This is a genomic window from Citrobacter sp. S39 (assembly GCF_009495675.1).
GTDB classification, from domain to species: domain Bacteria; phylum Pseudomonadota; class Gammaproteobacteria; order Enterobacterales; family Enterobacteriaceae; genus Citrobacter; species Citrobacter freundii.
In genome coordinates this window covers 2,698,841-2,716,206 of record NZ_CP045555.1, presented here as the reverse complement: position 1 = coordinate 2,716,206, position 17,366 = coordinate 2,698,841, and the positions used below count along the sequence as shown (strand labels likewise).

16 protein-coding genes and 1 riboswitch are annotated in these 17,366 nt (G+C 44.2%); of the genes, 7 read left to right on the top strand and 9 right to left on the bottom strand.

Features of this window, described 5'->3' with window-relative positions; genetic code table 11:
- The first annotated feature begins 1,354 nt into the window (after positions 1-1,354).
- From GFB57_RS12785 to GFB57_RS12775, 3 genes are read left to right on the top strand one after another with little or no spacing between them, the layout of a single operon-like run.
- Positions 1,355-2,047 carry a tyrosine-type recombinase/integrase gene (locus GFB57_RS12785; RefSeq protein ID WP_233594598.1) on the top strand — a complete coding sequence of 231 codons (693 nt, stop codon included), beginning with the start codon at positions 1,355-1,357 and terminating at the stop codon, positions 2,045-2,047.
- 5 nt (positions 2,048-2,052) lie between these two features.
- On the top strand, positions 2,053-2,259 hold the full coding sequence (locus GFB57_RS12780) for a hypothetical protein (RefSeq protein ID WP_071667254.1): 207 nt from the start codon (positions 2,053-2,055) through the stop codon (positions 2,257-2,259).
- Positions 2,256-2,537, top strand: a complete 282-nt coding sequence (locus GFB57_RS12775; protein WP_174329118.1) for a hypothetical protein — start codon at positions 2,256-2,258, stop codon at positions 2,535-2,537. The genes GFB57_RS12780 and GFB57_RS12775 overlap by 4 nt, the downstream gene beginning before the upstream one ends.
- Before the next feature lie 129 nt (positions 2,538-2,666).
- On the opposite strand, the gene GFB57_RS12770 is transcribed toward GFB57_RS12775, so the two are convergent.
- From GFB57_RS12770 to GFB57_RS12760, 3 genes are all read right to left on the bottom strand, one after another.
- Positions 2,667-3,164 (bottom strand): hypothetical protein, encoded by a 498-nt coding sequence (locus tag GFB57_RS12770; protein WP_044700793.1) that lies wholly within the window; start codon positions 3,162-3,164, stop codon positions 2,667-2,669.
- Positions 3,165-3,439: 275 nt separating this feature from the next.
- A protein-coding gene (locus GFB57_RS12765) for an IS3 family transposase (RefSeq protein WP_100216202.1) occupies positions 3,440-4,608 on the bottom strand; the annotation gives its coding sequence in 2 pieces (ribosomal slippage) (positions 3,440-4,359 and positions 4,359-4,608; 1,170 coding nt in all).
- Positions 4,609-5,093: 485 nt separating this feature from the next.
- Positions 5,094-6,398 (bottom strand): tyrosine-type recombinase/integrase, encoded by a 1,305-nt coding sequence (locus GFB57_RS12760; protein WP_174329117.1) that lies wholly within the window; start codon positions 6,396-6,398, stop codon positions 5,094-5,096.
- Positions 6,399-6,465: 67 nt separating this feature from the next.
- Positions 6,466-6,561: riboswitch (TPP riboswitch) on the bottom strand.
- A 254-nt stretch (positions 6,562-6,815) separates the two neighbouring features.
- Between GFB57_RS12760 and GFB57_RS12755 the strand changes: the two genes are divergently transcribed.
- The 4 genes from GFB57_RS12755 (at position 6,816) to GFB57_RS12740 (ending at position 10,530) form a co-directional block, all read left to right on the top strand.
- A complete protein-coding gene (locus GFB57_RS12755) occupies positions 6,816-7,481 on the top strand; it encodes an SLATT domain-containing protein (protein ID WP_003027331.1) in 666 nt (221 codons plus the stop codon).
- Positions 7,481-8,995: an alkaline phosphatase D family protein gene (locus GFB57_RS12750; protein ID WP_003027333.1), complete on the top strand. Its 1,515-nt coding sequence runs from the start codon at positions 7,481-7,483 to the stop codon at positions 8,993-8,995. Before GFB57_RS12755 ends, GFB57_RS12750 begins: the two co-directional genes overlap by 1 nt.
- Before the next feature lie 21 nt (positions 8,996-9,016).
- A complete protein-coding gene (locus GFB57_RS12745; protein WP_003027336.1) occupies positions 9,017-9,946 on the top strand; it encodes an alpha/beta hydrolase in 930 nt (309 codons plus the stop codon).
- 251 nt (positions 9,947-10,197) lie between these two features.
- A complete protein-coding gene (locus GFB57_RS12740) occupies positions 10,198-10,530 on the top strand; it encodes an RcnB family protein (protein ID WP_153983721.1) in 333 nt (110 codons plus the stop codon).
- 71 nt (positions 10,531-10,601) lie between these two features.
- On the opposite strand, the gene GFB57_RS12735 is transcribed toward GFB57_RS12740, so the two are convergent.
- From GFB57_RS12735 to apbC, 6 genes are all read right to left on the bottom strand, one after another.
- Positions 10,602-11,579, bottom strand: a complete 978-nt coding sequence (locus GFB57_RS12735) for a fimbrial protein (RefSeq protein ID WP_008323496.1) — start codon at positions 11,577-11,579, stop codon at positions 10,602-10,604.
- An 8-nt stretch (positions 11,580-11,587) separates the two neighbouring features.
- The gene (locus GFB57_RS12730) at positions 11,588-14,068 is read right to left on the bottom strand and encodes a fimbrial biogenesis outer membrane usher protein (protein WP_290366802.1); all 2,481 of its coding nucleotides are present in this window, start codon (positions 14,066-14,068) and stop codon (positions 11,588-11,590) included.
- Positions 14,069-14,080: 12 nt separating this feature from the next.
- Entirely contained in the window at positions 14,081-14,764 is a 684-nt protein-coding gene (locus GFB57_RS12725; RefSeq protein WP_003027340.1) for a fimbria/pilus periplasmic chaperone, read from the bottom strand.
- A 52-nt stretch (positions 14,765-14,816) separates the two neighbouring features.
- Positions 14,817-15,368 carry a fimbrial protein gene (locus GFB57_RS12720; protein ID WP_003027341.1) on the bottom strand — a complete coding sequence of 184 codons (552 nt, stop codon included), beginning with the start codon at positions 15,366-15,368 and terminating at the stop codon, positions 14,817-14,819.
- 277 nt (positions 15,369-15,645) lie between these two features.
- Entirely contained in the window at positions 15,646-15,927 is a 282-nt protein-coding gene (locus tag GFB57_RS12715; RefSeq protein ID WP_003027342.1) for a DUF2574 family protein, read from the bottom strand.
- Between the two features lie 264 nt (positions 15,928-16,191).
- Complete coding sequence (gene apbC / locus GFB57_RS12710; RefSeq protein WP_003027343.1) at positions 16,192-17,301, bottom strand: iron-sulfur cluster carrier protein ApbC; 1,110 nt, start codon at positions 17,299-17,301, stop codon at positions 16,192-16,194.
- Between the last annotated feature and the right edge of the window lie 65 nt (positions 17,302-17,366).

The following is a 17,366-nucleotide window of genomic DNA, read 5'->3' as shown; positions in this document are numbered from 1 at the left end:
GATTTTGCTGCTTGCATGGATGCGTAAATAACGTGGCGTTTCACCTTGCCACTCACCAGATCATTAAAAACCTGGTCACTGCTGAAATACTTCAATAACTACCTCCTTCGGATTTTGGATGCAAAAAGCCCCAGGCAGATTACCCCGCCCAGGGCCGAAAGTTTCAGAAGGTTTTCTCCCCTTCATACTTACCAGAATACACTATTTCACTAACGTTTGTCAAGCTATTTATGCAAGAAAGTGAATAAAGTTATCGAAATGTGCATAATTAGTCATCTATAGTATCATTTCCGGCTCTTCATGCAAGTGAGCCGATTTTGTAGCTACGCTACATTGCACATACACATGTAGAAGGTATCAAAATTATGTAAAGGGCTTATCATTAAAATGATACCCTCTTACCTTCTAAAATGTAGGCTCACAATGAACCAGCGATCAGCGGGTGAATGTTGCATGAAAAAGTATCTGCACATAACCATCTTGCACAATGATGTATGTTCGAGGAGTACGAGAACATAAGAGAGATAATTAATAACCTTAATTTAATTAAGGGTAGTTAGTAGATGGTTTGTGTCAGTGAGCGAAGCGAGCATGACAAATTATCTCTACAGGAAAATTTCTTCTCAACAATACTTTTCTGTAGAAGTCACTTTCCTGTATAGCTATCCTCCATGCGCGTGATCAGCGCATACCAAATTGTACAGTCCACTTTATGGAGAATTAACCCTCCATCAATCCTGATTACGTGTTAATAGCGAATACTCGCCTCCATAGCGCCGGAAAAATCCCACGCTAAATACATTCTAAATACCCGCTAAACCCCAGGTAAAGCGATGCTTAATCTATTCCAAATAATCCACCAGTAACGCTCTCTGAGCGCCTTTCTCACTTTCAAAGTATCTTTCATCACTTATACGAAAGCCTTGCGCCGTGCGGCTCACAGCGATCATTGTCCACAATGTACACTTTCATGGTAGGTGCAATGTACTGAACGAGTCTTATGAATTGAAACGATGTTTCTTTTTTCATGCTCAAAACCCAGTCATTTGAGAATAATTCTCAACAAGTCAGATCGCCCATCCTCAAATGAGAAAATTTCTCATCCGATGTGCAATGCCTCTACCTCAAGGTTGTGTAGTAATGTGAGATAGAACACCTAACCTATTGATTTATTTAACACACGACCAGTTACTTTCCTCCTTTCTATCTAAGGTATGCAATGAATCTGCATAAACCGTGCATAGCCTCGCCAGGATTTGGCAACGTTCAAACATCTATTTAGACTTGCCAACCGTTTGATTTTGTTAAGGATATTCTATATTTGTGCGAATTTTAAACAGGAGGCCGTACTTCTTTGCATTCAGTAGTGCTGGAAATGGCGCAACCTTCCACCACCTTCAATAAAAATGTGAGATTGAATGGTTGTAACTTACTGAAAATGATCATAATCTTATTTCACAGTTTCAAGATTGATGGAGATAAGCAGATGGCGACCACGAAGATAATCACCCAGGCAGAGGCGTTTAAGCTGATTAGCTGGCTTGAGAGTCATAACAAACAGCTATTCGCAGATGTAGCGATCACTATGGCCTCTTTATGTTTACGGGTAGGTGACACGGTGAATTTGAAGTTCAGCCAGTTCAAGGAGGGAAATACGCTGGAAGTGCTGGAGAGTAAGACGGGCAAGAAGAAGGAAATCATAGTCCCTGCGAAGGTGTGGGAGATTGTAGGACGTCGCCGCCAGGCATTCCCGAAAGACGAATATGTTTTCACGTCACACAGCAATCGTGCATCAGGAAAATCCCCTGTAAGCCGTGAACAAGTGAACCGTGAGATCAAACAGGCTGCGGAGAATGTCGGGATTAAAGGAACGGTAGGCTGCCATTCTTTTCGCAAGTTTTCTGCCACACAGGTGTGGGAGAAGTCTAACGGGAATTTGGCTTTAGCCATGAAAGCGCTGAACCATTCAGATCCTAAAGTGACCATGAACTATTTGAAGATTGACGTTAAGAGCGTGGGCGCTGCCCTTGCAAACATTTGGGAGTGATCAACATGAAACGCTTACTGGTGCTGACGCTGGCGCTCTCGCCAGCCCTGGCGAATGCAGGACAAATTACGATGACCAACCCACAGGAGGAAAAGACGGAGAACGGGAAAACGCTATGCACGTATCAGAACAGCAATTATCTGTTCACTTACGTAACAAAGGGGAAATGTCCGTATGCGAAAACCTTCAATACAGAGGATTCAGAAGAGTGAAAAAGGAGGAAGAGCCGATCATTAGCTTTATCTGGAATGGGGCCACCGTGCGCGTTTATACGCAAGTGGTGAAATTTGCAGGGACGACGATACAGCGTCACCTGTTACCAACCAATCTTAGAAAAGCAGTTGATCAACAAGTGGCAGGGGCCGCCAACCACCAAGAAGCCAGCCCCCGCCGTATTCAACATTCCCAACGGAGAGAAGGAAATGCAGAACAGCAGCATTATGGCGTTAGCGCTCGCGATGTGCAACGTAGAACGAGGTCAAGCGGTTAAAGTACCAGCAATGACTGGAAGCCAGCTTCATTTGCTTATGATGTGGCTACGGGCTTTACAGGAATGATACGAGGGGGCGTGATGCCCCCTTTGTTTTTATGGTGTTAGGTGCGTTCGTTGCGTAAGGGCTTAAAGATTAGAAGTATCGCTTGCCACCCTACTGTTTGGAATGTAACGAACAACTGTTTGGGCCATGATCCCAGAAATGACCATCTTACTTAACTCAACCGTAGTTTCAGGAAGTTTCCAGGTTGCTTTATCTGAATCTGAAAACTCAGGTTTCCCATACTTCTGAGTTAACAATTGACTCAATGTGCCAAATTGACTCGCAGCGATACCTTCATTTTTTTTCTCATTACTGGCTACATTCGTTTGTACAAGACGATCTGCGCTATTAAAAAGGAATGTGACAGTATAAAGACCGCTACCGATCGATACATTATCAATCCGCACTTTCCCAAAATTATCTTTATACTTCTCTGGTGAGATCAAATGTGCGCCATTGCCCTGAGCCGCAACAACTTCTGACGGATTCATGTCCCATTTAGTATTTCCATAACCAATACCCTTAGCGAATGAGAGCAGAGGTAAAGTTAGAATCACGAAAGCCATTAGTAATTTTTTCATTCCATCCCCACGAATTGAGTTTATTAATTGTGAACCAGTTTACAATTATCCCATTGCTCAGTGCTTCTTGCGATGCGGTCACTAATTGCAAAGTTCATCAGCGACGAATCATAGGCATACACTTTGCTTTTATCATCTGCCATCATCAACTTACCGTTAGTTTTCAGCTTTGGTGAGAGCAGGTATGTACCGTTTAAACGGTTAGCTTTGAAGCTATCGACATACAACGTTACCTCTGCACTACCCAGCACACGTAAAGCACCTATTTGTAGTGGTCAACTAAAACTGGCCACGGCTTTAGAGTTTTTCCAGTATCGGTTTTCCGATTCGTTTGGGGGCAACCCACCGTTATAGTCATGCGGCCTTAGCGAGCTGTAATACCCGACGATATAGTCTGTGATCGCATGAGCAGCATCGCTAAAGTTTATATAACCTGTCACTGGCACCCACTCGTTTTTCAGACTACGGAAGAAGCGTTCCATCGGGCTGTTGTCCCAACAGTTTCCACGTCGGCTCATACTCTGCCTGATCTGGCAACGCCACAGTAACTGCCGGAACTGCCTGCTTGTATAGTGGCTACCCTGGTCACTGTGGAACATCACTCCGGCTGGTTTACCGCGAGCTTCCCACGCCATTTCCAGCGCTCTGATGGTCAGCTTGCTATCCGGCGAGAATGACATTGCCCAGCCCACTGGTTTCCTTGCGAACAGATCGAGAACAACTGCAAGGTAAGCCCAACGCTTGCCTGTCCAGATGTACGTCACATCGCCGCACCACACCTGGTTAGGTTCTGTCACTGCGAACTGTCGCTCAAGGCGATTCGGGATAGCGATGTGTTCATGACCAACACGTTTATACCGGTGGGTAGGCTGCTGACAACTCACCAGCCCCAGTTCTTTCATGAGCCTGCCAGCAAGCCAGCGTCCCATTCTGAAGCCTCTCAGGGTTGCCATAATGGCGATACTTCTTGCGCCAGCAGAGCCATGGCTGATGTTATGCAGCTCCCGAACCTGGCTGCGTAACACAGCTCGCCAGCCGTCTGGCTTTTCGGCGCTTTTCTCCCAGTATTTGTAGCTACTGCGATGAACCCCGAACACGTGGCAGAGTGTGACCACAGGATACTGCGCTCTGAGTTTCCCGATTAACGAGAATTGTTCAGGGAGTCTGACATCAAGAGCGCGGTAGCCTTTTTTAATATGTCGTTTTCCATTTCAATGCGTTGTAGCTTTTTCTTCAGCTCACGTATTTCAATCTGTTCCGGGGTTATAGGGGAGGCTTTAGGTATTTTGCCCTGTCGTTCATCCCGCAACTGCTTTACCCATCGCGTCATGGTAGAAAGACCCACATCCATAGCACTGGCCGCAGCTGCAACGGTGTAGTTCTGATCAAGGACCAGTTGAGCGGATTCACGTTTAAACTCTGCGCTGAAATTTCTTTTTTTCATTAGGGCACCTGTAATGTTCTGAGGTGAGCATATCACCTCTGTTCAGGTGGCCAAATTCAGTAAACCACTACAATTCTACCATTCTGTACTGCTGCAATAGCGTACTGACAGAGATAGGTTTTCGCAGTTGAAGCTGTGTTTTTTCCCTCAACCTTCGCTGAAGGGGAATGTGAAGAGGAGTTAGGGATTGAACTATGAAGAGAAGATGATGGGTAAGAGTAAGAATAATTTTTATACGCAGAAGAGGTACTTGATCCAATCCTGCACGTTTTTCCAACCGCAATGCACGAATTACCGCATGGTATACTTTTCTTACAGTTCTTCGCGTATGTAGAGAACGACAACCCAGCTAATAGAAATGTACCAATGGTTATCCTAACCAACGAAGACCAGCTCATAAACCACCCTTCTTTTAAGATTTTCCCTACATAGTACCATACTTAAATTAAGGGAATAGCAGCCAATAAGCCCGTTGGTGAGCGTATTTAGGACTCCCAATCAATACCATCAATCACATAAGAAACAGAGGAAAGCGGGAATGTATGCAGATAGCGTTTCGTGATTCCGCCGCTCTTCTCATGGCCTACTGTCTGCTGTAGGTGCAAAATGTTTTTCACCCAACCAGCCATAGCAGAAGAACAGACGCTGTGGCGGATCGAATGCAGTAATCGCCGTTGCCCGTAATCATCCAGATACGGAATACCAAGTTGATCACGGAGATCAGCAAACATTTTGCCTATTTTTGTCATGTTCGTACCAGCCACTTCTGAGAAAATCCGCTCTTTCCATTGGCGATCAACATAATCCATAAATCCCCATTCGATCAGCTTAGGATGGATTACCACTTGCCGCGTGGCGTTTTCTGTTTTCCCCTGCCCTCCCTCTGCAATCAGGAAGTAATGCCGTTGGCTGTCTTCATCGAATTTGATCTGTGACTTCTCCAGTTTGGCAATCTCGCCTCTTCTGGCTCCGGTGTATGCCAACAGCAATGTGATCCACTTTTGCCAGTTATCAGGCTGTTTAAGCGCCCACCCCACAAACTTTTTCATTTCTGTTGCGCTGTATGCGCCAAACCTTGCTTTAGAAGGTGCAGCCACAACGCCATCAGTTGGCGATTTAGATAAAATGTCTTTGTTTTCTGTGAGGAAAGTTTTGAACAGTGATTTGTATAATTTGAGATGCTTATGGATGGCCTCAACACCAACCAGATCATCCGGTGGCACGTCATCACATTGTATCAGTTGCTGAATGGTCATTGAGCGGTAAGGCTGAACAACGCGTTTAGGGAGGCTTTCAACAACTTCCATCACTTGTTTAATGTCCTGTTTAGTGATCGCCGTTACATCAGTTTTCTTTCCCAAGACAGTTAACAATACTTCCATGTAACGTTCATTTGCCATTGAGATCGATTTCGTCCAGTTGCGCCCTTTTTCATCTTTGTACATCGCCCACGCATCCGAAAGGGTTAGCACTTTTTCCGCTTCGGCTGGCGGTTGAGATTCTACGATTACAGCAGGAACAATCATCTGCTGGTGGGGTATGAGTGGATTTCTCCCAGCCTTGCGTTCTGAGGCAATCAGATTTGATAAGAATGATTCGAACACTGGAAGCGGCATAGCTAATGATTTAACAAAAGGAATGTGCGGAATGATGCTAATCATCAAAGCAGATGCTTCGCGATAGCTGTCAGTAGAAAGTGATTTTTTGTATGACCGCCCATTAGATAAGCGAATCTGAATGTAGTAGTTACCGTACCTTTTGAAAGTGTACGGAAGCGATTTTAACCTCATGGACAAGCCCTTTTTGTACCTCAAGTGCATTACGCACGGACAAAAAGAGATGCAATCTCATGATAAGTAGGCCAAATTTTGGCCCCCTACGCTGGCATTATCCAGATCAGGTGGTACGGGTATTTCTCAGCCTTCACAAGGAAGGGCACCCCGAGTCGTTAAAACGATATTTAAGTATTTTACTGAATATCGTCCTGTGACAAGCATACGTCGCTTAACAACAATTGTAAATGACCCTTTATTCCCACTGCATTCTCATTACATGGCAGCATTTTACTCCGGCTTATTGTACCAATAAGTTATTTCATAGTTTTCTCATAAACAGGTCTAAAAATAATGAAAAATTATCATATTGGGAAAATAAATAGCAGATCATACTTTAACAACATCCTCTATATATTATATAAGGAGGCACGTATGATATCCAAAAACTCTTTAAAAGAATTAGATAAAATAGTGGTTCTGGGTCACGCTGATTTCTATACCAAATCTACCGCGATATATTATTTCCTCCAGCAGTCGACGCTGAGTACCTGCCAATGGTACTGGACACACAGTGCCAGGAAACGTTTTGCATCATTTATCATGTTAATTATCATTTTTGTTCTAATAGTCTCCGCGACATTTACTCAGTTTTGCTTGCTCAACAAAACAACTAACTCAGCGGAAGTAAAAGTATTTTACTCACAACTAGCTATTGGCCTGTATATGTTAGCCGCTATTTTATTTACAGCCGATAAAGTCTTTGGTTGGACATCCGGTTGGGTAAGGTATATTTCCGCTGTAATGAGCATCGAAGCATGTTATCAACGATTTTTACTCGAATGGATGAGCATTAATCTCGAAGACAACAAAATCAATGGCGAACAGCTTAAACAACGAATCTCACTAGCAAGCGCATTTATTACAGAGGTACTGGAAATACAAAAGCAGGAAATGACTGAATGGGCGACTGAATTCGGTGATAGCCTCAGCCAGTTACGCGCCATGGTGAATGAAAGATCAAAAGCAGAAGAAGCACGAAAACCCCAAACAGTCGCCAAAACAACCTTCTTTGCAAAACCCAAAAAATGGAGTGAATAATGAGCATTGAATTCGGCCCAATTCTGAACTTGCGCAAAACAACAGGTACCAAATGGACTATTTCTGCGCTCGTCCTTGTGCGCAAAAATGCTTCCCCTCCAGCGAATGAGGCGACCCTCTCATCAGGTACCGTTGATAATATTACAACCATTGCTTCAGTTCCTTTAGCGTCACCACAGTACGATGCCGTTAGATATGACTTTTCCATACCATTAACGACTAAGCCACAAACTGTCACCTACCAAATCGGTACTGAGCAGTTCCAGTTTTCTATTCCAGCTAAAAATACAACGCCTAATCTGGCTTATGTCTCCTGCAACGGTTTTTCCAGCGCCCGGGTAATGAAAGATGTTGAAGATAAATACAATCGGTGGAGAGATATTAATAATGAGCATCAGAAGAAAAACTTCAATATATTATTAATGGGTGGAGATCAAATCTATAGTGATAGTATTTGGCATGATTCTGCAACGCTGGAGGACTGGAGCAACCAATGGGGGAGTTCTCGCTGGAAAACGCCTTTTACACAGACCATGCATGATGAAGTTGATTTTCTGTTTTTTAAAATATATCTCAAAAATTTCAGTAATAATGAGATCCGCTCAGCGCTCAGTTGTATCCCAACAATCATGATGTGGGATGATCATGATATTATGGATGGCTGGGGATCGTATCCTTTCGAACGACATAATAGTGATGTCTATCAGGGAATATTCCGTGTAGCTGAAAAGTACTTCCGTATATTCCAGTTGCAAATTCCTGCTGATGATATAACTGTGCACCCTGCCTCGATCCCGAACATCACTAATTACAGCCTTGGCTATCTGAAAATGGGAGAATTGTCATTAATGGTTGCCGATCTGCGTAAAGAGAGGTCGCCTCAACCGATGCAAATAATGTCAGAAGCTAACTGGAAAATATTTTATCAATACCTGGATAAAATACCTGAGGATGGTCATTTGATCATACAATCCAGCATTCCTGTTGCTTATCAGAATTTGAATAAGCTGGAAGCACTATTAAACATGTTACCGGGTCAGGCGGAGCTAGAAGACGACCTGCGCGATCACTGGCGTAGTGAGGCCCATATGGGGGAACGCAAACGGTTTATTCATCGTTTGTTAGATTATACCCGGCAGAAAAAAACGCGTGTCACTATAGTATCGGGCGATGTTCATGTTGGGGCCAGCGCCGTTATAGAATCAACTCGTTATCCTGACAGCAGTTTTTCCAACAATATCAATCAGCTCATTTCCACCGGTGTCGTTCATCCTGCCCCATCTGCATTTGTTCGTTACTTACTGGAAAATAATTCCCGAGAAATCGAAACAATTGAAAGTGGTATTACTGCGCAAATGATACCGCTGACGTCAAAAGGACACTATTTAATTGGAGAAAGAAACTGGCTTTCTATTGAACCTGATGACAGTTCCCGTCTATGGGCCAACTGGCACGTCGAATTTAGCGACCAGCTGATTACACGTGTTATTCATCCAGCTGGATATAAACCTTAATTAATGTCAGATGAGGTGAGTATGCTTTTTATCACAAACAGGGTACCCGAGGGTTCTGTCATTACCGAAATTGGTCGTGAATTCCGTTTCAATATGACTGATAACACCCCCTCACCTTCAATGTACTTTTGCCAGCACAACGAACCGACAGGACACATTACTGAAATAGGTAGTGATAACCTGATAGCTGAACTCCGACGTGCTCCGCACGCCCACTTGCTTTTTTTGCTGCATGGTTTCTCCAATCAACCTCAGGATGTACTCAATTCTGCCCGCATCTTACAGGGCTTATGCAACACCCTGGGCGACAACAAGATCCTTGTTATTCCATTAATCTGGCCATGTGAAAAGAATGCAGGTATTTTTACACGTTACTGGGACGATCGAGGCTCCGCCTCAGCCAGTCGCGCAGCATTCTCACGCGTAGTGATGAGGCTGTATGATGGATTAACAAAACCGGCAATGAAGCAGTGTAAGGGGATCCATATCCTGGCGCACTCAATGGGAAATTATGTGCTTTCCTGCGCGTTGCAGGAATGGAGCACTCTTACACCCAAACGGATAAATGTGCCTTTCTTCAAAAATTCTTTTCTGGTTGCCGCTGATATCGAAGATGATTCGCTTGAACCAGGCAAACCGGGTGATTTGATCTGTGAGAAAAGTGAAAAAGTTGTGGTCTATTTTGCACCGGATGACCGCGCGCTTTATACCAGCAAAACAATTCGCGGCGATCGATACTATCGTTTAGGGGCATACGGACCTGCGCATTATTCGAGATTAACCAATGTGACCGCTGTGAATTGCCGGGCAGTAAATCAGAAAAGCGATAATTTTTTTGGTCATAGCTACTATACCGATATAGCAAACAAAGAAACCGCGCCCGGAAAGGTGGTTCAGCAGATTATTTCGATTATTATTCATGGCGGTGGACCAGATACAATCTATCTTTGATGCCTTTTCAGGCTAACTCTCTGCTACGGTGAGTTGCTTACTCACGAACTCACCCGGCTACAAACCCACACAACAGCATCCTTGTATTTACATCATAATTAAATTCAGACCTCACCGGGATGACGGCCAGCATACTTTTATTTACACTTTTTACGAAATTAGTGGAGTACTAACAAAATAAATCTTGTCAGATATCCCTTATGCCGGGAATGATACATGACTGATTTTGATGACCCGAACAGGTAGAGAGGATGGGTATGAAGAAGAAAATGTTGCTGGGTGCACTTCTGCTTGCAAGCAGCGTCGTCTGGGCCGCGCCAACCGCAACAGCTGCCCCCACCGGTATCGATAAGTATGAACTGAGCAGCTTTATTGCTGACTTCACCCATTTCAAACCCGGTGACAAGGTTCCACCACTGTATCTCACCGAAGAATACACCATTAAACAGTGGAATCTACGCAATCTGCCCGCGCCGACGGCAGGCACCCACTGGACCTACATGGGCGGCGCGTATGTGCTGGTCAATGATGCCGATGCTAAAATCATTAAAGCCTACGACGGCGAGATTTTTTATCATCGGTGAAGGTATTTAATTAAAATGAAGAACACGTACTGTCCAATGGGCAATTCGTGTTCTATTTTTTATAAAAAAAATCAATCATATGCAATAGTAAAAACAACCTTGCTTTGCACTTTCCCTGATCGTAATGACTCACCATTAATTCGTGCATACCTGGCACTAACTATAAAATCATGATATTTATAAAGCGCCCCCATCTTTTTTATTCTTTTTAAAACAGAGCCATTTTTTAGGGGGATACTAGTATCTGAACCACTGTAGATATTAAACCCCACACCTAGCGCCCCACCAGGTAAAGTATTTTTTAGTGTAAGTCCATCATCCGACCAATCGCCAGAAGAAATTTTAAGTGTTACCGGGTTTGTTGCTACACTATACACACCATTACATTCTAGCTTTAATGTATCAGAAACATTTCCTCCATATCTACCTGCCTGTAAATCATTTATAGAAATGTTAGGTAATGTAATAGAATAATCAGACTGTAGGAATTTACACGTTGTAGGTTGGTGCGTTACATTAAAGGTTATACTTTGTGCAAATGAAGCATTAAGCCCAAAGCATGCATAAATATTTGGCCAACCGCAGCTAGAATTTGATGAAAATACAATCGCATCAGAAATAGTAAAGGTATTCATATTTGAAGACCTCAGATTTACATTACCAGGAGCGTCGACATACTCCATCTTAAGTACAATATTTTTTGTATTAAATAAACTTGCCGCCGAATATTGCCTTCCGGTTAGGGATGAACTTGGCGTATCTATCGGAAAATTACCTTCAACAAATGCATTTAACTTTATGTAGATTGGTTTCTCACCTGAAATATCATATAATTCAACTATGTAATTTTGTAACGCATTGATCACATGCATTTTATCAGAAGATAAATAACAAGTGAAATTTCCATCGAAGTTCGTATTGAAGTTTTGAGAACTCGCTCCATCTGTTAAGGTAACACTAATATTATTACTATTTTTTTGTGAACCATTGCAAGTTGCATAAGCCATCATAGGAAATAACATGATTAATATCATAAGATATTTTTTCATCTACCACCTCACCGACAAATATAAACTTTACTTTCATCAATCGTTTTGCCGAAAATGATTGAGCATGAAAGTCCCTGTTGTTTATCGACCGCCACTTTTATTTCCGGGGGCACTTCATTAGTGCGAATAAAGAGCTGGCTTCCCTGGCCTACCACGCCGATATTGTGTCCATGAATATCCTCTACTTCGAAACCAAACGTCAGCGGTGAACCATCAGGGCGCTGCGCCCGGATATACCAGGGTTTACGTTGGTCGGTATCAAACGTTGCCAGCACTACCGCTCCGCGGTACGGGGCGGTGCTGCGGCGGTTGCCTTGCAGGTAGGTTTCACTATTGGTGTTGGAAACATCCAGCATCAGGTGGTTTTCACGATATGGCGTTAAACCGTCGTAGACCACCACGCCATTGCGGTTGGTGGTACGGTATTTCTGCCCGTTCACATACGCCCCTTCCAGACCCGGCGCATGCATCACGGCAAACGTTTCCGACAGTCGGTTGGCTAAATTCACGCCACCAGACCAGGCTACCAGACCGCCTGAAATACTGCCGCCAGTTTGTGTGTATTTAGAAGACTGACTGTAGCTACCGTTAAGCGTGGCGACCGGCGCATTCCACGTTAGATTACCGCCAGCCGTTGTCTCACTGTCCTGCCGTTGATGACTGAGATTTACCCCATAGTTAAACTGATCGCGACTGCCTGCGGTGCCTGAAATCCCGGTATTGTTTGACGTAAAACCATCATTATCAAAGGTGGTCGAGTTAGACACATACAAATGTCGACGCGGAGCGCTAATATCATCCCCCCAGTCGAACGGAATAGAGATAAAGACGTTAAAACACTTATCTTCGTGATGATCCTCGTCATAGGTCTGACTGGCTGAAAAGGTATAGCTAATCCGTTGCCAGCTATTGGAATAGCTCAGCTGATAATCTTTGCTACTGCCACTTCGACCCCAGTAGTCTCGCCACAGCGTACTCAAAGATACAGAGCCCCAACCTTGCGGCAAAGACTGGCTGACGTTAGCCGAAAAGCTGTTTTTCCGACCAAAATCGTTCTGGTAATAATCCGCAATGTCATATACATCGTTTTCATCACGATGGTAGCTGTTTTTGTTATTTGCCCAGACGTGATCGTTAAACGTGCGGTAGTCTTTGGAAGAGTAGCGATACGCCGCCAGGCCAAAACGGGTGGCAGTTTGTGTCAAATACTTGTTATAAGCAATCTGATAACTCTGCCCGTCAAACACATCTCCGTTATCCTGCTTACTGTGGGACTGTGTCGCATCGACAGAAATCGCGCCGATACGCGTATTCCAGCCAGTACCAAGCGTAAACGCATTGTAGTTATCTGCCAGCATGGTACCGCCATACAGCGTTAACAGATTATTCAGCCCGTATTGGTAGCTCAGTTGCGCAAAGTCGGTCTGATTACTGGCACCTTCGATATGGCTACGCCCAGCGGCAAAATCATATTTTGAAACCCCAGGCTGCAACATATTGGGCACCGCTGCGTACGGCACAAGATAGGTCGTAATCGATCCGTCAGCCTCTTTAATGCTAACGTCAAGATCCGCGCCGCCGCCCGCAAGCTGTAAATCGGCAATAGAGAACGGGCCTGGCGGCACTTCTTTTTGATAAACGATAAAGCCGTTCTGTTCGATGGTGACCAGTGCGTTACTCTGCGCAATCCCCTGCACTAGCGGCGTAAAATTCTGCTTTGAGTTTGGCAGCATCTGCATATCGCGATACAACCGTACGCCGCGAAAACGCACCGCATCAAAAATATCCGATGAGGTATACATATCCCCGGCACATAGCGTGCCGAGAATTTGCGGTATGCTACGTTCCAGATATAACGTGTTGCTTTTCCACTCCCCGCTGCTGTCATCGGTTTTGTTATAACTGGCGTCTGAATGCAACTGCCAGCCCAGCAGGTTTAATCCGCTGGTAAAACGCGCATAGGTACTTTTACTGTTACCAGAATCCTTATAGTCACTGTAATACTGGCTGGCGTAATACGATGTGTAAAAAGCATTAATGCCACGATCCCAGTTTTCCGGAGGGACATAACCCTGTTCAAGTTCATCGACAAACGCCTGCGGAACGCTAAGATCCAGACGAAACGTGCCGATATTCCAGGCAAAACTCCCCCCCTGTACCGCCTGCTTTAGCGTTGGGCATTCATTTTTCTTGTCCAAAGCTTGCGTATTTATTCCCAGACGAGTTAAAACATCTCGTGATAAGCAGGTATCATCTGGATTATCTTTAACAGTAACCTCATATTTTCCGCGCCACTGTTTATTGACATAGATATCAATGTCATATTGTCCCGGTAACGGTTGATTATCATCGAGGCGGAAATCGGAAACTTTCTCGCCCTTCATTCCACCCATCATAAAGTTTGTATCAAACGTTTCTTCTGCGGCATGAGCATCAATGCCGAGCAGCAACAGTAATACCGCCGAAGCAATCGGAGTCATCCTTAACATAATCAGCTCCTGTTATTTTAGGCTGACGTTATCGCTAATATAATTACCGTGGTCGTCAATAATGGTCATTTTATACTGATTGGCATTAACACTTTTTAATGCCACATCTGCACCGGAGAGTGGTGCAAGCATAATACTTTCGTTATTTATTTTGACATTATTAGCTTTTACTTCCGTTATCGTGATCCAGTTAGCCGCATCATTCTTAATAGAGTAAATACTACCACTACGTTTCATGGACAGTTTTTGAAACGTATTCTTATTAACTGGCGAGACCCCTTTAGGCCGATAAAATAGTTTAATCCTATTCTGCATCGCGAACTTGAGTACATTCTTTCCTGCGCTGTCAGGATTGTTCGGTGGAATATCCAGCACATTGAGAAAAAACAAACTTTCTTTGTTGCCAGGCAGCGAATTCGGCATTTTTTTGATTTTCAACTGCTGACCTGAATCGCCTGCAACCTTTACCACTGGCGGGGTCAGTAAAAACGGCACCTGGATTTTTTCTGGTGGTAACAAAGTGTCACCGTCATCAATCCATGATTGCACCAGTGAAGACCGTTCTCCCTGATTCATCAGATGTACCAGGACTTCATTTTTTTCCGCCGGGTAGATAATACGAGTACCATAAATCACAATACCAGCATGGACGGATTGCGTAGATGCGATCAAAAAAGCAATTAGAATCCATTTCATTTCGCGTTCGTCCTTCTAAAGGTATCGCCGGTGAAGCCACCGGCATGAAAGGTTAGTCAGCAGAAACAGAAATAGTTAAAACTGATGATAAATTCCCTGCAGTTACCGGAACACTAGTATCAAGTCGAGCATATTTAGCGCCAAAATCTAAAGTATATTCAACTCCATCACTTGTTATTTTCGGAGTCAGTTCTCCTGAAAGGTCGCTTTCCTCAACGTCAGTAATCTGCTTACTGCCTAGTGTTAAGTTAAAACCGACTCCTTCAGCATCACCCGAGGTTTTATTAAGTACACCAGAGGTAAAACTTGCACCCGTAATTCTGACTGTTTTTAAAGTTGTATTAGCTGGACAGACAATAATCATCGGCGTTGAGCTATCATGTTTTACATCACCAACTGTACCCCCAGTACTCAAATTAGCAAAGCGGGAAGCATCAATAGTGGGTAACTCAATTATGCTATTATTATTTTTATCTTTAAAATAACAAGAGCTATTATCCACATGACCATTAATAGTCAGTGTTCCTGTTTCATCAGCAGCAAAAGTCCCAGCGCTCATAAATACAACAGACAGAACAGCAGCAGAAATAATTGAACGTTTCATAATATCTTCCCTAATGAATTAATTTCGATTTGTTAAGAGCAGTTATCTCTTGAAAAGAAATTCTCACAGCTGAAACGTTGCCGCAATGTAAACGCGTTGTTTTATTGATTTAAAACAAGTTACAAATCGCAATATACATGCAACAAATAAATCAGGATTTGTATTATTTTCAGAATTAATAAATCTATGTAATTAACTGCCAGGAAGAATTTATTCAATGCATAGAAAACCACATATCATTCATTAAAATGATATGTGGTTAATAAAGGCGTTCTTTTTAATCGTAGCGATTGAGTACGATCTGTCGCGTGGTATCGCCAAGGACAGTAACCACTTCCGTCACCACCCCGCGCGCAGGTGAAGAAGCAACATCGTTAACAGTTGAAAAATGAAGTGTCTTGCCACACCGCTGTTGCACGTTGTTATTCACAACATCGGTACTACAGGTTGATTCGGTTACTCGTCCACTGATTGTTAAGGTCGCGGTATCGGAAGCAAACGCAGATGCACTTATTCCATAAGTCAGAATGATAGTTCCCATCAGCGAGCTAATTTTCATTTTTATCGTCACCTCTGTCGTTAACATCAAATAACATGCAGATGGCCTGTCAGCGTAATATGGGCAAAACGCGCTGTTCAATCCAATTGAAATTGTAGATTAATGAGATAGATTTGATCAATTGCAATGATGCATTGAGGTGATTCATTCGGAAAAAGGCATGAATTATAAACGCAGAATGAACAATATCATAATATTTTTAAATTTAATATATTCACCGCATCAATAATACATTAATGCGGTGAATATCTGTAACGCTATAAATTACACCGCGCGGAAAGCAATCTCGCCCGGAATAACTTCTCCCTGCCAATACAGCTGTGCCGCCACACGCCCTGCAAGGTCGCGGTAAATGGCGGTAAATTCGCTGTCTGGACGGCTGATAACCGTCGGCGTACCGCGATCTAGGTCTTCACGCAGAGAAATATGCAGCGGCATTTGTCCCAGCAGTTGGGTGTGGTACTGCTCGGCCAGTTTCTGCGCGCCGCCGGTGCCAAAGATTGGCTCATGGTGACCGCAATTGCTGCAAATATGCATACTCATATTCTCAACAATACCCAATACCGGCACTTCGACTTTTTCGAACATCACAATGCCTTTTTTCGCATCGATCAGCGCGATGTCCTGCGGCGTAGTGACAACAACCGCGCCCGTTACCGGAATGTTCTGCGCCAGCGTCAACTGGATGTCACCAGTGCCCGGCGGCATATCCAGTACCAGATAATCAAGATCCGGCCATAAGGTTTCCTGCAACATCTGCAACAGCGCTTTACTGGCCATCGGGCCGCGCCACACCATCGCGTTATCGTCAGTGACCAGGTAACCAATGGAGTTCGTTGCCAGACCATGAGACATGATCGGCGCCATGTGGGTACCATCTGGCGAGGTTGGACGCTGGTTTTCCGCGCCAAGCATTGTCGGGATAGACGGACCATAAATATCGGCGTCCAGAATCCCCACTTTCGCCCCTTCTGCAGCCAGTGCCAGCGCCAGGTTCACGGCGGTAGAAGATTTACCCACGCCACCTTTACCTGAACTGACGGCGATGATGTTTTTCACACCATTAATACCTGGCTGATTTTTCACGCGTTTCAGCGTCGCGATGTTATGCGACAGTTTCCAGTCGATCGCTTTCGCGCCGGTAATACGCAGCAGATCGGCGCTACATTGCTCTTTTAAGTCCTCAAACGCGCTATGCCAGACGAACGGCATGACCAGCTCAACGTGCAACGTGTCATCCATCCAGGCGACGTGGTGCAACGCTTTAAGCGTCGTCAGATTATGCTTCAGGGTTGAATGCTGAAAATTCGCCAGCGTCCCGGCAACCATGGCGCGCAGGGTCTCTGGTGATTTGGCCTGGGATTGTGCGTTCATCCCGACTCCTTTTTGTTGTTCTGAATATACAATAGTCACCAGGTAGTTTACTCCAACCGCAACAA

Bases quoted from the DNA above. Each gene is read 5' to 3' on its own strand.
- GFB57_RS12780 (WP_071667254.1), top strand. From the start codon at position 2,053: ATGAAACGCTTACTGGTGCTGACGCTGGCGCTCTCGCCAGCCCTGGCG.
- GFB57_RS12770 (WP_044700793.1), bottom strand. From the start codon at position 3,164: ATGAAAAAATTACTAATGGCTTTCGTGATTCTAACTTTACCTCTGCTC.
- GFB57_RS12760 (WP_174329117.1), bottom strand. From the start codon at position 6,398: ATGAGGTTAAAATCGCTTCCGTACACTTTCAAAAGGTACGGTAACTAC.
- GFB57_RS12755 (WP_003027331.1), top strand. From the start codon at position 6,816: ATGATATCCAAAAACTCTTTAAAAGAATTAGATAAAATAGTGGTTCTG.
- GFB57_RS12750 (WP_003027333.1), top strand. From the start codon at position 7,481: ATGAGCATTGAATTCGGCCCAATTCTGAACTTGCGCAAAACAACAGGT.
- GFB57_RS12745 (WP_003027336.1), top strand. From the start codon at position 9,017: ATGCTTTTTATCACAAACAGGGTACCCGAGGGTTCTGTCATTACCGAA.
- GFB57_RS12740 (WP_153983721.1), top strand. From the start codon at position 10,198: ATGGGTATGAAGAAGAAAATGTTGCTGGGTGCACTTCTGCTTGCAAGC.
- GFB57_RS12735 (WP_008323496.1), bottom strand. From the start codon at position 11,579: ATGAAAAAATATCTTATGATATTAATCATGTTATTTCCTATGATGGCT.
- GFB57_RS12730 (WP_290366802.1), bottom strand. From the start codon at position 14,068: ATGTTAAGGATGACTCCGATTGCTTCGGCGGTATTACTGTTGCTGCTC.
- GFB57_RS12725 (WP_003027340.1), bottom strand. From the start codon at position 14,764: ATGAAATGGATTCTAATTGCTTTTTTGATCGCATCTACGCAATCCGTC.
- GFB57_RS12720 (WP_003027341.1), bottom strand. From the start codon at position 15,368: ATGAAACGTTCAATTATTTCTGCTGCTGTTCTGTCTGTTGTATTTATG.
- GFB57_RS12715 (WP_003027342.1), bottom strand. From the start codon at position 15,927: ATGAAAATTAGCTCGCTGATGGGAACTATCATTCTGACTTATGGAATA.
- apbC (WP_003027343.1), bottom strand. From the start codon at position 17,301: ATGAACGCACAATCCCAGGCCAAATCACCAGAGACCCTGCGCGCCATG.